General features: G+C 70.0%; 12 protein-coding genes. 6 read left to right on the plus strand and 6 right to left on the minus strand.

From position 1 onward, the window contains the following. Positions 1-186: 186 nt before the first annotated feature. From FM112_RS06425 to FM112_RS06435, 3 genes are all read right to left on the minus strand, one after another. A complete protein-coding gene (locus FM112_RS06425) occupies positions 187-1,278 on the minus strand; it encodes a type I restriction endonuclease (protein WP_087005261.1) in 1,092 nt (363 codons plus the stop codon). 166 nt (positions 1,279-1,444) lie between these two features. Next, positions 1,445-2,059, minus strand: coding sequence for a hypothetical protein (locus tag FM112_RS06430; protein WP_087005266.1), 615 nt, complete (start codon positions 2,057-2,059; stop codon positions 1,445-1,447). Between the two features lie 47 nt (positions 2,060-2,106). Further along, positions 2,107-2,676 carry a hypothetical protein gene (locus tag FM112_RS06435; protein ID WP_087005269.1) on the minus strand — a complete coding sequence of 190 codons (570 nt, stop codon included), beginning with the start codon at positions 2,674-2,676 and terminating at the stop codon, positions 2,107-2,109. Between the two features lie 372 nt (positions 2,677-3,048). Between FM112_RS06435 and FM112_RS06440 the strand changes: the two genes are divergently transcribed. The 4 genes from FM112_RS06440 to FM112_RS06455 all read left to right on the plus strand — a co-directional run bounded on the left by FM112_RS06440 (position 3,049) and on the right by FM112_RS06455 (position 6,613). Further along, positions 3,049-3,345, plus strand: coding sequence for an antibiotic biosynthesis monooxygenase (locus tag FM112_RS06440; protein ID WP_087005272.1), 297 nt, complete (start codon positions 3,049-3,051; stop codon positions 3,343-3,345). A gap of 84 nt (positions 3,346-3,429) precedes the next feature. After that, on the plus strand, positions 3,430-4,209 hold the full coding sequence (locus FM112_RS06445; RefSeq protein WP_087005274.1) for an L-threonylcarbamoyladenylate synthase: 780 nt from the start codon (positions 3,430-3,432) through the stop codon (positions 4,207-4,209). Between the two features lie 161 nt (positions 4,210-4,370). Continuing rightward, the gene (locus tag FM112_RS06450) at positions 4,371-5,747 is read left to right on the plus strand and encodes an MmgE/PrpD family protein (protein WP_087005278.1); all 1,377 of its coding nucleotides are present in this window, start codon (positions 4,371-4,373) and stop codon (positions 5,745-5,747) included. A 29-nt stretch (positions 5,748-5,776) separates the two neighbouring features. Then, positions 5,777-6,613, plus strand: a complete 837-nt coding sequence (locus tag FM112_RS06455; protein WP_087005281.1) for a phosphosulfolactate synthase — start codon at positions 5,777-5,779, stop codon at positions 6,611-6,613. Positions 6,614-6,710: 97 nt separating this feature from the next. Here the strand turns inward: FM112_RS06455 and wrbA are convergent, their stop codons facing one another. Both wrbA and FM112_RS06465 read right to left on the minus strand, forming a co-directional pair. Next, the gene (gene wrbA, locus FM112_RS06460; protein ID WP_087005284.1) at positions 6,711-7,325 is read right to left on the minus strand and encodes an NAD(P)H:quinone oxidoreductase; all 615 of its coding nucleotides are present in this window, start codon (positions 7,323-7,325) and stop codon (positions 6,711-6,713) included. Between the two features lie 60 nt (positions 7,326-7,385). After that, positions 7,386-8,105, minus strand: coding sequence for an SDR family oxidoreductase (locus tag FM112_RS06465; protein WP_087005287.1), 720 nt, complete (start codon positions 8,103-8,105; stop codon positions 7,386-7,388). Between the two features lie 251 nt (positions 8,106-8,356). Between FM112_RS06465 and FM112_RS06470 the strand changes: the two genes are divergently transcribed. Both FM112_RS06470 and FM112_RS06475 read left to right on the plus strand, forming a co-directional pair. Beyond that, on the plus strand, positions 8,357-9,460 hold the full coding sequence (locus FM112_RS06470) for a sorbosone dehydrogenase family protein (RefSeq protein ID WP_087005289.1): 1,104 nt from the start codon (positions 8,357-8,359) through the stop codon (positions 9,458-9,460). Between the two features lie 125 nt (positions 9,461-9,585). After that, positions 9,586-10,176, plus strand: coding sequence for a GNAT family N-acetyltransferase (locus FM112_RS06475; protein WP_087005291.1), 591 nt, complete (start codon positions 9,586-9,588; stop codon positions 10,174-10,176). 119 nt (positions 10,177-10,295) lie between these two features. Here FM112_RS06475 and FM112_RS06480 read toward each other — a convergent pair whose 3' ends face one another. Beyond that, positions 10,296-11,597 (minus strand): CapA family protein, encoded by a 1,302-nt coding sequence (locus tag FM112_RS06480; RefSeq protein ID WP_087005294.1) that lies wholly within the window; start codon positions 11,595-11,597, stop codon positions 10,296-10,298. Between the last annotated feature and the right edge of the window lie 6 nt (positions 11,598-11,603).

The following is an 11,603-nucleotide window of genomic DNA, read 5'->3' on the forward strand; positions in this document are numbered from 1 at the left end:
ACCCCGTCAGTGGCGTCCTAGTGCAGATCCGACCCCGAACGGTCGCCCGCGAGCACGCCGTAGACGACCATGTCGGTGCACTCGCGACTGCGCGTCAATTGCTGTATCCCCGCGGCAGCGAGATTCGCGGAAGCTGTGCTGCGGGCGTCCGATCGTGCCGGTTCTCACCGCTGAACGGGCCGGTACCTACCTGTATCGGACGACTGCCTCGCGGATGGCATCCGAATACGAGTAGATGTCGTCGAGCGAATCGATGGGGTGACGCGTCTCGACCTTCTTCTCGTCCAGCAGCCCGAGGTATTTCTGCTTCGTATTGAAATGCAGCCGAGCGATCGGCTTGCGGTTGTTGTCATCGAGGAGGACGGCGAAGTAGGACTTCTGATCCCGATGTGCGATCCGCTGAGGCTTCGCCTCGCTGCAGGCGATGGCCTTCACGATCTGATAGCCCTCGAGCTCTTCGAGAGTGGTCTCGATCTCCGTGTTGCGGCTGAGGTCCTGTTCGACGACCTCTTCACTCGAAATCTCTTCGGGATCTTCGGCGGGAACCGCGTTGGGCGCGGCGCTCGCTCCCAACGCGGCTTTGAGTCGATCGTTGACCTGCTCGGTGAGGTACTGCTTGGAGGCCTTGGTCACGAGGCTGGTGAACTGCCCGCGCACCTTCGCGGTGAACGCGCCCTCGTATACACGAGTCGTGAAGAACTTGATCCAGTCGTCAGAGGGTTCGCGGAACTGGGCGGCGATCTCGCGTTTCAGCGCTCCGACATATTTGAGCTCTTCCGCCGCGTTGATGATCGACTCGAGATCGAAGCTCTCCTTGCTGAGCTTCTGGATCTCGGGGATGAGTGTTTCATCGATGTCGAGAAGGTCCAAGACCAGGAAGGGCTTGGAATCCATCTTGTTCGGGGCGTCGAGGTCGGTGTAGAACTGCCATTCGACGCCGTTCGTCAGTACCGCGAGTCGGGCATTGGTGGTGGTGAAGTAACGGAACAGCTGCGACGCGTGTTCGATCTTCAGCGCGCCGAGCGAGGTCTTGCACTCGATGAGGAGCTGCACCTCTCCGTCGCGCATGATGGCATAGTCGACTTTTTCGCCCCGTTTGGTTCCGACGTCCGCGGTGAACTCAGGGACCACTTCCAGAGGATCGAATACGTCGTAGCCGAGGATGGTGGAGATGAACGGCATCACGAAGGCGTTCTTCGTGGCCTCCTCGGTATCGATCGCCTTCGCCTGGTTCTTGACTTTGACTGCGAGAGCCTCGAGACGCTCACCGAAATCCATTGCCGCTCCTTTGTGACAGTGTTCGCGGCTGGAATTCCGCGTATGAGTCTCACAATAGTGGGTATCCGGCTTTTCGGGGGTCTTCGAGTGGCGCTGGCCGTAGGCGAGTATCCCGCAGTGTTCGAGCCGGCCATCCCGCGGTAAGACCGCGGGACGACGGGTGCGCTCAGAACTCCGGGCGGACCTCGGCGATGTCCTCGAGTGCCTTCTGCACTCGTTCGTACAGCTCGAAGCCCCGCTCGCGCCAGGTGTCCGGCATCTCGGGATTCGTCTCGGCCTGGGCCTGCCAGGCAGCCGACCACTCGTCGAGGTCCTTCTTGAGCCGTCTTCCGAACGGCATCGTCTTGGGGTCGACGGGGTAGTTCTCGGTGAACGACTCCCACAACGGGATGGACACGCCCCACTCGGGGAACATGCGGATGGACCGCAGGCCGTTCGGCAGCACCACCGGCTGATCCCGTTGCGCCCGCGCCATGAGATAGCGGCTCTGCATGTCACCTCGAAGGCGCCATTCCCGAAGGCTGGTCGGCGCGATCCGGTAATCCATCCCCGAGATCCAGATGAGTCCCGTCCCGGGGCCGTCGTCCACGACGGCCAACGACCACAGGCGGGAATCCTGCTCTGAGAAGATCCTCGAGTTCTCGAGCGCCTCCTTGATCGTCGTATCACGAAGGTCCAGCGCCATCGCCGTCGCTTCGGGCCCCTCGTAGACGAACAGCCGAAAATGCGTGTCGTAGCGGTGCCGTGCCGTGGAATCCGGGTCGGCGCATTCCATCCTCATGCGTCCACAGTACGCACCGGCCGGAGCCGGAGCACGGCCGCGAGATGCTACCGGCCGTCGACGGCGCCGAGCCGGAACCCGTCGCCCGAGCGGCCGTCGAGCTTCCAGAACTCGCTCTTCGACACGGGGGCGAAGTGGTACATATCCGAATCCAGGTCGATCACGAGCAGGCGCAGGCCCACCTCCTGCAGCTGCCGGTCGACCTCCGCGAGCAGCGCCGGCGGGGCGTCGCCGCGTTGTTGCACGCTCTCGAGCGCGGTCTGCAGCCGCTCCTCGTCCCAGTGCCGGCGCGTGAGGTCGAGCCGGCCGCACGCCCGGTCCACCTGGTCGCGGATCTGCCCGGGCTCGTCCTCGCCCGACCAGTCGCACCAGCCGACGGTCGCGCGGAGCGGATGGCTGCCGACGCCGATCAGGATGTCGATCTCGCGCGGGCCGTCGTCGGAGAACGAGTCGTCGAGGTCGGGATAGCGATCGCGGAAGTCCTCGGGACCGGCCTCCGCGAGGTACGCGACGGCTTCGCGGAACTTCCGCTGCGCGGCGGCGGTGAGGATGCTCGAGGCGAGCTCGTCGACTGGCAGAGCGTCGTTCGGGGAATGCGCGGGAGAGGATGCTTTCACGAGCCGAGCGTATCGAGCGGGAGGCGGGGAAGCGCGGGATCTCGCTGTGAGTGCGCCGTCTCGATCGGCGGCGGGACGGTCGGATGCGGCCTGCGGCAAGGCGAGGACGCGGCATCGACGGCCCGGGGCAGGGTGCGGAGCGAAGCGAAGCTGCAGCAGGGATGCTCGTGAGACGCCCACGGGGCGGTTCTCGGCCCTGCGGAGGCCGGCCGCGGCTCGCGGTCGATCGTGAGGCCGTTCTGGTATGTCTCGGGGAGCGGCCCGCCCGGCGCCTCCATCGCCGCGGCCGTTGCACGGGGTCGCCCGGACGACACGCATCGGCATGCGCTCCACGGCGCCCCGAAAGAACCCGCCTCCGACGAAAGGAACCCCATGTCCGTAGTGAAGATCAACGCGATCAGCGTCCCCGAAGGCGCCGGCTCCGAGCTCGAGAAGCGGTTCGCCGCCCGGCAGCACGCCGTGGACTCGGCCCCCGGATTCGAGGGGTTCCAGATGCTCCGCCCCGTCGTGGGCGAGGACCGCTACTTCATCGTGACGACCTGGGCCAGCGAGGAGGACTTCCAGGCCTGGCAGCGCGATCGGGGCCCGCACGGCGGCAAGGGCGGGGGCGTCGCGACCGGCGCCCAGCTGCTCGAGTTCGAGATCGTGGACCTCGCCGCGCAGCAGTAGCCCGACCGGCCCTTGCCATCCCCCGCATTCGGCCGCAAGATAGTAAGGCTGACCTAACTTAATTCTCGAGATCGGAGACGGCGAATGGCCGCAGAACGCGTGCAGTGGAACGGCGGATTGCAGGAGGAGGCCGACGCGATCCTCGCGAAGGGCGGCGGCATCGTCGTGTGCCCGACGAAGGTCGGATACATCATCCTCGCCGCCGATCACGAGGGGCTCGAGCGCAAGTTCCGGGTCAAGGGCCGCGCCCGCAACAAGCCCGGCGTCGTGCTCTGCGGTTCGATGGAGCAGCTGCGCACGCTCGCCCGGCTCACGCCCGAGATCGAGGAGTTCTACCGGCTGCACTGGGAGCAGGACATCCTCATGGGCTGCATCCTGCCGTGGAGCGAGGAGGGGCGGGCCCTCATCCCGGACGACGGCTCCGCCGAGCTCGTCATGGACGGGCGCGGCACGAGCTGCTTCATCATCAAGTTCGGCACGCCCGGCGAGCTGCTCGCGCGCTCGCGCTGGGATGCGGGGCGGGGGCTGACCTTCGCGAGCTCCGCGAACCCCTCCGGGCAGGGCAACCGCGGCGTCGTCGAGGGGATCGGCGAGGCGATCGCCGCCGAGGCCGACCTTGTGATCGAGGGCGACGAGTACGTGCGCTCGATCCAGCCGGAGGCCACGTCGGAGACCCGGTACGAGCAGGGCGTGATGGTGTCGTTCGTGGACGGCAGGGGAGCGCTCGTGCCCGAGCAGGGCGGCAAGCGCTCGGTCGTGCCGGCCCCGACGGTGATCCGCAAGGGGCTCGACATCGACCGCATCATGATGAACCTCTCGGCCTGCTTCAACAGCTGGGACTACCGCCACGGCGAGTACTACTAGGCCTGCGAGACGAGCGGCGCGCACCGGACGGTGCGCGCCGCTTTCGAGTTTCCCGACGCCGTCGGTGGTCACCGACCTCACAGAAAAGTATCTTGACGTCGAGATAAATCGGGTGTGAAGTGTTAGGTGAACCTAAGTTGTTCCGACGGATTGGAGATCCCGTGACCGAAGTGCAAGACCTCGCCGGATTCGTCGCCGAGGCGAGCTGGGAGACGCTCAGCCCCGAGGCGCTCGAGCAGCTCAAGATCCGGGTGCTCGACACCCTCGGCGTCGCGATCGGCGCGCTCGACGCCGAGCCGATCGTGGCCATCCGCGGACTGCTCGACGACCTGGGCGGGACCCCGAGCGCCACGCTGATCGGCGGCGGCCGCACGAGCCCCGAGCGCGCCGCGTTCTACAACAGCGCGCTGAGCCGCTACCTCGACTTCATGGATTCGTACCTCGCGAAGGGCGAGACCAACCACCCCTCCGACAACCTCGGTGCCGTGCTCGCCGCGGCCGAGAGCGTCGACGCCTCCGGCGCCGAGCTGCTCACGGCCCTCGCGGTGGCGTACCAGGTGCACACGCGCCTCTCGGACGTCGCGCCGGTGCGCGCCAAGGGCTTCGACCACACGACGCAGGGCGCTTTCGCCGCCGCCGCGGCCGCCGCGAAGGCGATGCGCCTGCCCGCGGAGCAGATCGCGAACGCCGTCGCGATCGCCGGCACCGCGAACGCGGCGCTGCGCGTCACCCGCACCGGCAATCTCAGCCACTGGAAGGGGCTCGCCTACCCCCACGTCTCGAAGGAGGGCGTCTTCGCCGCGCTCCTCGCCTCCCGCGGCATCACTGGCCCCGAGGCGGTCTTCGAGGGCAACAAGGGGTTCAAGGACTCCATCGCCGGCGACTTCGAGCTCGACTGGTCGGGGGAGGACCTCGAGAGCGTGCTGCGCACGATCATCAAGAAGCACAACGCCGAGATCCACTCGCAGTCGGCGCTGGACGCCGCGCAGGACATCCGCGAGCAGGCGGGCTTCGACGCCGCCGCCATCGAGCGGGTGTGCCTGGACACCTTCGACGTCGCCTACTCGATCATCGGCGGCGGCGAGGAGGGGGATAAGCGCAGCATTCGCACGAAGGAGGAGGCGGATCACTCGCTGCCCTGGATGGTCGCGGTCGTGCTGCTCGACGGGCGGCTGAACCCCGAGCAGTACGAGCCGGAGCGCATCGTCGCCGAGGACGTGCAGCGCCTGATGGCCAAGGTCGAGATCGCCCCGAAGGACGAGTTCTCGGCGCGCTTCCCCGACCACATGCCCGCCGATCTCGAGGTGGTGCTGACCGACGGCACCGTGCTGCGCGCGACCCGCGACACCTACCACGGCTTCCACGACAACCCGCTCGACTGGGGCGCCGCGCGCTCGAAGTTCGACGCGCTCGCTGCGCCCTTCGCCTCCGAGGCGCTGCGCGACGAGATCGCCGAGATCGTCCAGGACCTCGAACATCGCGACGTCGCCGACCTCACAGCCGCGCTGGCGCGGGTCTCCGCCGCGCGCGAGCACTGATCCGAATCACGAAAGAAAGGGAATCACCCATGACCAACGCAGTCCCGCACGACGTCTCGTTCAACTTCGTCCCCCGCGCCTACCGGCCGCAGAAGCCCCGCACCTTCGGCATGACCGAGGTGCGCGCCCCCTACTACGACACCTTCGGCACCCGGCACCTGCAGGACGTCTTCGACGTGGCCGGCCAGTGGGTCGACGGCATCAAGTGGGCCGGCGGCTCGTTCTCGCTCATCCCCGTCGAGCAGGTGCGCAGGTTCAGCGAGATCGCGCACGAGCACGGCGCCTACGTCTCCTCGGGCGGCTGGATCGAGACCGTGCTCCGCTACGGCGACGACGCGGTCGACCAGTATCTCAAGGAGGCCAAGGAGGTCGGCTTCGACGTCATCGAGATCTCCACCGGCTTCATCATGCTCAACACCTCCGGCCTGCAGCGGCTCGTCGAGAAGGTCGTCAAGGCCGGCCTCAAGGCCAAGCCTGAGCTGGGCATCCAGATCGGCTCCGGCGGCGACTCGGGCGAGGCCGAGCTCGCGGCCGAGAGCGCCAAGGACATCGGCGACCTCGTCGACCGCGGCCGGAAGGCGCTCGACGCCGGCGCCTCGATCATCATGATCGAGTCGGAGGGCATCACCGAGAACGTGGGCGAGTGGAACACCGGCGCGGCCGCATCCATCATCAACGGCCTCGGCCTTGAGAACGTGATGTTCGAGGCCGCCGACGGCCCCGTCTTCGAGTGGTACATCAAGAACTACGGCAACGAGGTCAACCTCTTCGTCGACCACACCCAGGTGCTGCAGCTCGAGGGGCTCCGCCAGAACATCTGGGGCAACAAGAGCACGTGGGGCCGGGTGATCAACCCCGCCCCGTAGCGGCGCGGGTCCGCCCCGGCGGGTCCGTCTCGGGCCGGGAATGGCCAGGGGCCCGGGCATCGATCCGATCGATGCCCGGGCCCCTGGCCGTTCGCGTCTACGCCAGTGCGGCTTCTGCGGGCTTGAGCGCGTCTGCGAGCTCCGCGAGGCGCCGGCCCTGGAACCGGGCGAGCGCCAGCACGTGCTCGTCGGGTGCGCCGTCGCCGGTGATCGCGCTCACGCCGTAGGGATTGCCGCCTGCGGCGTGCGAGAGCTGGTAGTCGACGTAGCCGGTCGGCACGATCACCGAGCCCCAGTGGAACAGGGTGTGGTGGAGCGAGAGCAGCGTCGACTCCTGGCCGCCGTGGCGCTCGGTGGTGGAGGTGAACGCCGACGCGGGCTTGCCGGCGAGCTGTCCCGCGGCCCACGGGCCGCTCGTGGTGTCGATGAACTGCTTGAGCTGCGAGGCGGGCTGGCCGAAGCGCGTGGGCGCGCCGAGCGCGAAGCCGTCGGCCCAGACGAGGTCCTCGGGCGTCGCGACCTCGATGTGCCGGGTCTCGGCGAGGTGCGAGGACCAGGCTTCGTTCGCGTCGATGACGCCCTGCGGGGCGAGCTCTCCGGCGCGGCGCAGGCGGACCTCGGCGCCGGCCTCCGCGGCGCCTTCGACGAAGGCCTCGGCGATGCGGTAGGTCGAGCCGGTGGACGAGTAGTAGATCACGGCGATGCGCGACATGGATCTCCTCAGTGGTGGATGGGGTGGTCGGTGATGGCTGGTGCGGGCGGGGCCGCAGGGTCAGGCGTGGCGGGCGCCGCCGTCGACGTGCACGGTCTCGCCAGACACGTAGGGGGCGGTCAGCAGCCAGATCGCCGCATCCGCGACGTCCTGCGGGGCGCCGACGCGGCCGGCGAGGCTGCTCTCGGCCGCCTGCTCGTACATCGCGCCGCGCGAGGCGGCGTCGAGGCCGTCCCACGTGCCGGAGTCGGTGACGCCGGGCGAGATCGCGTTCACGCGCAGTGGCGCGAGTTCCTTGGCGAGGTGGCTCGCGAGGAACGAGACGGCGCCGTTGCTGACGCCCATGACCGTGAGGCCGGGGGCGGGGTTCCACGCCGCCGAGCCCGAGAACAGGAGGATGGATCCGGTCTCGGGCATCGACGCCGCGAAGTGCTTGGCGACGAGCATCGGCCCGACCACCTTGGCCTCGAAGGCGCCGGCGATGCCGTCGCGCTCGAGCTCGGCGACGGGCACGTTGTGGTGCGCCGAGGCGGTGATCACGATGTGGTCGACGGCGCCGAGTTTCTCGGCTGCCGCGCGGATGCCCTCCTCGTCCGTCAGGTCGAGATGCACCGACGTCGCGTCGGGCAGCTCCGCCGCGAGCCGGGCGGCGCGGTCGTCGTCGCGGGCGCCGATGACGACGCGCGCGCCGCGATCGGCCGCGGCTCGGGCCACGGCCTCGCCGAGGAATTTCGCGCCGCCGATGACCAGCACGCGCCGGCCGTCCAATGTCTCTGCCATTCGGGTGTCCCTTTCTCTGCCGGTGGGCGCCGCGCGTGCTCGTCGAGCCGGACGCCCAGAACTTACTTTTCGTAAGTTACGTTGAGTAACTTACGCGATCGCGGAGGTTCGGCGCAACCGGGATCCGCGGCGGGTTCGCCGCCCTTGCCCGACGGCGCCGCCGGTGGCAGGGTTGAAGGCAGGATGAAGCGCCGAACGCGGCGTCGGCGGGCGGCGCATCCCGTGCCGGCGCGCGACGAAGGGTGGGGAGGATGGCTGGGAGAAGAGCGGCTGCGGCGCTCGCGGTCGCGGCGGCGGTGCTGCTCGCATCCTGCGCGCAGGACGCGGCGCCGGGCGGCGAGGGCGCATCCGGGTCGTCGGGGCCGATGCCGTCGCAGTCCGCGGAGGTCGGGGCGCCCTCCGGCCTCGGCGAGCCGACCGTGCTCGCGCAGGGACTCGAAGCCCCTTGGTCGATCGCCTTCCACGGCGAGACCGCGTTGATCGCGGAGCGCGACACGGCGCGCATCCTCGAGCTCGGCGCCGACGGCGGGACGCACGAGGTCGGCGTCGTCCCCGGCGTGGAGGCCGCCGGCGAGGGCGGCCTGCTGGGCATCGCCGCGCACGAGGGGCATCTCTACGTCTACAGCACCGGGGCGGGCGAGAACCGCATCGAGCGCTACGAGCTCGAGGGCGAACCTGGCGCGCTCGCGCTCGGCGCGGGCGAGACGCTCCTCGACGGCATCCCGGCGGCGGCCACGCACAACGGCGGGCGCATCGACTTCGGCCCCGACGGCATGCTCTACGCCACGACGGGCGATGCGGGCGACCGCCCGGCCGCGCAGGACCTCGACTCGCTCGCGGGCAAGATCCTGCGCCTCACACCCGAGGGCGAGGTGCCCGCCGACAATCCCTTCGAGGGCTCCTACGTCTACAGCTACGGGCACCGCAACCCGCAGGGCATCGCCTGGGCCGAGGACGGCACGATGCTCGCGAGCGAATTCGGCCAGGACGCCTGGGACGAGCTCAACGTCATCGAGCCCGGCGGCAACTACGGCTGGCCGGAGGTGGAGGGTGCGGCCGGGGACGAGGCCTACGTCGACCCCGTGCAGCAGTGGGCGCCCGCCGACGCGAGCCCGAGCGGCATCGCGATCGCGGCGGGCAGCGTCTACATCGGGAACCTCCGCGGCGAGCGGCTGCGCGAGGTGCCGCTCGACGACCTCGGCTCGGCGCGGGAGCATCTCGTGGGCGAGTACGGACGGCTCCGCGACGTGACGGTCGCGCCCGACGGCGCGCTGTGGGTGCTCACGAACGAGACCGACGGGCGCGGCGATCCCGCCGCCGAGGACGATCTGCTGCTCGAGATCGCCCTCCGGTAGGCGACGCGGACGGACTGCCGGCGCGGCGATGCGCGCGGGATCGGGTGCGGGCCTGCGTCATGCCGGTTCGGGGCGTTGCCGATGGCTCGCGCCTCGCTGTATCCGAACGATGTTAGGTTAATCGTATGTTGGATGCAGGGATGCTGCCGCTCGAGCGCGAACGGGTGCGGCTGCGCGCGATGCGCCGGGAGGATGCGGGCGCCTACGCGGCCGGCGCGGGGGACCCGGCCGTGCGCGCCTACGCGCACCTGCCGGAGCCGGAGTACACCGAGGCGTCGGCGGCGGCGCTCATCGACGGCGCGATCCGCGAGGGCCTGGCGCGGGGCGACCTCGCGGTGCTCGCGATCGCCGATCCGGGCACGGATGCGTTCGCCGGCAGCCTGGTGCTGTTCGGCGCGGAGGGGGACGCGATCGAGGTCGGCTTCTGGGTGCATCCGGACCACCGCGGGCGGCGGCTCGCGGAAGCCGCGCTGGCGCTCGCGGAGGAGTTCGCGCGCCGCAGCGGCTTCGCCGAGCTCGCGGCGCGGACCGTGCCGGGGAACGCCGCATCCCGCCGAGTGCTCGAGCGATCGGGTTTCCGGCCGTCGGGCCGGGGCGCGGACCTCGCGCCCTCGGGCGACGAGGTCGAGCTGCTGCACTACCGCCGCACGCTGACCTCGAGGCCGCCCGGTAGGGGCCGAGGTGCGGTGGCCGCCCGGCTAAGCGCCCAGGCGTGACAGATGCGTCGCAGTCTGCTGTTATCGGCCCCGCGAAACAGCAGACTGCGACGCATCTGCGCCCGGCGACGCTCAGCCCCCGGCGGGCGCTCAGCCCGCGCGCCCTGAGCCTGGGACGGTCAGTCGATGGTCCCGATGTCGCCTCGCACCGCGATCTCGGTGCCGAAGGGCTTGCTCATGCGGAGCACGTCGCCCAGGATGCGCGTCGCGTCCTCGCCTGCGGCGAGGCGGGGCATACCGCGCTCGCCGAGGGTGTCGGCGCCGAGCCGCATGTCGATGGGATGGAGGCGGATGGCGGTCGGGAGGCGGCCCTCCGCGAACTCGAGCTCGGCGAGCAGGCCGTCGGAGAACCGCGCCTCGCTCGAGAACCCCACGGGCTGCCCGTCGGCGCCGTACCGGCGGCCCAGGTGCAGCCGGGAGGGGAAGGCGGTGGTCGGATGCCCGTACTTCTCGAGCATCTCGGCGGGCATCAGCGGGCCGGTCTCGAGGTCGAAGGTCAGCCCGTTGAGCGAGTAGAAGATCGGCGCGCCCCGGTGCACCTCGATGCCGCGGAGCATGTGGGGACCGTGCCCGAACACGGCGCTCGCGCCGGCCTCGACCATCGCGTGCGCGGCCTCGACGAGGAACTCGGCCGGCTGCTCCGAGTACCAGCCCTCGTCCTCGCCCTCGTGCGCGTGCATGCTGACGAGCACTACGTCCGCGGTCGCGGTGGCGTCCTCGATGGCCGCGCAGATCTCCTCGAGGTCCTGGCGGTGCACGTCGAAGCGCACCCTCGCCTGCTCCGCCCGGCGCAGGCTCGCGCCGCCGAACGACGTCCGGTCCGGGTCCAGATTCTCGCGGATCTCGATGCGGTCGGTCTCCCGGTGGGTGGCGTCGATGCCGAGCGCCCGCTGGATCGCGAGGACCTGCTCGAACTGCTCGTCGGTCAGCTCGTAGCGCGCCGACCATCGCAGCGGGTTCAGCCCGGGCCGGGCCGCGACCTTGCGGCCGGCGTCCGCGGCGCGGAACCCGTCCGCGCCCGTGGTGGAGGTTGCGACGAGGCCCACGCGGCCGTGGGGCGAATCCGCGTAGGTCGCCGACCGCGCCTCGGCCAGCGACCTGCCGACGCCCGCCAGCTCGATGCCCTCTGCCGCGAACGCGTCGATCGTGTCGAGGACGCCGAGGTGCCCGTAGTCGCCGGTGTGGTTGTTCGCGCCGGAGACGAGCTCGATGCCGAGCGAGCGGAGCTCGGCGGCGGCCCAGCGGTGCGTGCCGAGGGTGTACCCCTCCGGATAGGCCGGGGTGCTCGGCCGGGGGATCGTGAACTCGGCGTTCGCGAACACCAGGTCGGCGCCGTCGAGCAGCTCGAGCACGCGGGGGTCGAACCGCTCCCGGAGCTTGCGTCCGCCAAAGATCATGTCACCGGCGCCGAGGATGCGCATGGAACT

Origin of the sequence: Gulosibacter sp. 10 (genome assembly GCF_900163695.1) — a bacterium.
Taxonomy (GTDB): Bacteria; Actinomycetota; Actinomycetes; order Actinomycetales; family Microbacteriaceae; genus Gulosibacter.

What these genes read in the sequence shown, in the direction of transcription:
- FM112_RS06425 (WP_087005261.1), bottom strand. Translation starts at nt 1,278, where the DNA reads ATGGATTTCGGTGAGCGTCTCGAGGCTCTCGCAGTCAAAGTCAAGAAC.
- FM112_RS06430 (WP_087005266.1), bottom strand. Translation starts at nt 2,059, where the DNA reads ATGAGGATGGAATGCGCCGACCCGGATTCCACGGCACGGCACCGCTAC.
- FM112_RS06440 (WP_087005272.1), top strand. Translation starts at nt 3,049, where the DNA reads ATGTCCGTAGTGAAGATCAACGCGATCAGCGTCCCCGAAGGCGCCGGC.
- FM112_RS06445 (WP_087005274.1), top strand. Translation starts at nt 3,430, where the DNA reads ATGGCCGCAGAACGCGTGCAGTGGAACGGCGGATTGCAGGAGGAGGCC.
- FM112_RS06455 (WP_087005281.1), top strand. Translation starts at nt 5,777, where the DNA reads ATGACCAACGCAGTCCCGCACGACGTCTCGTTCAACTTCGTCCCCCGC.
- wrbA (WP_087005284.1), bottom strand. Translation starts at nt 7,325, where the DNA reads ATGTCGCGCATCGCCGTGATCTACTACTCGTCCACCGGCTCGACCTAC.
- FM112_RS06465 (WP_087005287.1), bottom strand. Translation starts at nt 8,105, where the DNA reads ATGGCAGAGACATTGGACGGCCGGCGCGTGCTGGTCATCGGCGGCGCG.
- FM112_RS06470 (WP_087005289.1), top strand. Translation starts at nt 8,357, where the DNA reads ATGGCTGGGAGAAGAGCGGCTGCGGCGCTCGCGGTCGCGGCGGCGGTG.
- FM112_RS06475 (WP_087005291.1), top strand. Translation starts at nt 9,586, where the DNA reads ATGTTGGATGCAGGGATGCTGCCGCTCGAGCGCGAACGGGTGCGGCTG.
- FM112_RS06480 (WP_087005294.1), bottom strand. Translation starts at nt 11,597, where the DNA reads ATGCGCATCCTCGGCGCCGGTGACATGATCTTTGGCGGACGCAAGCTC.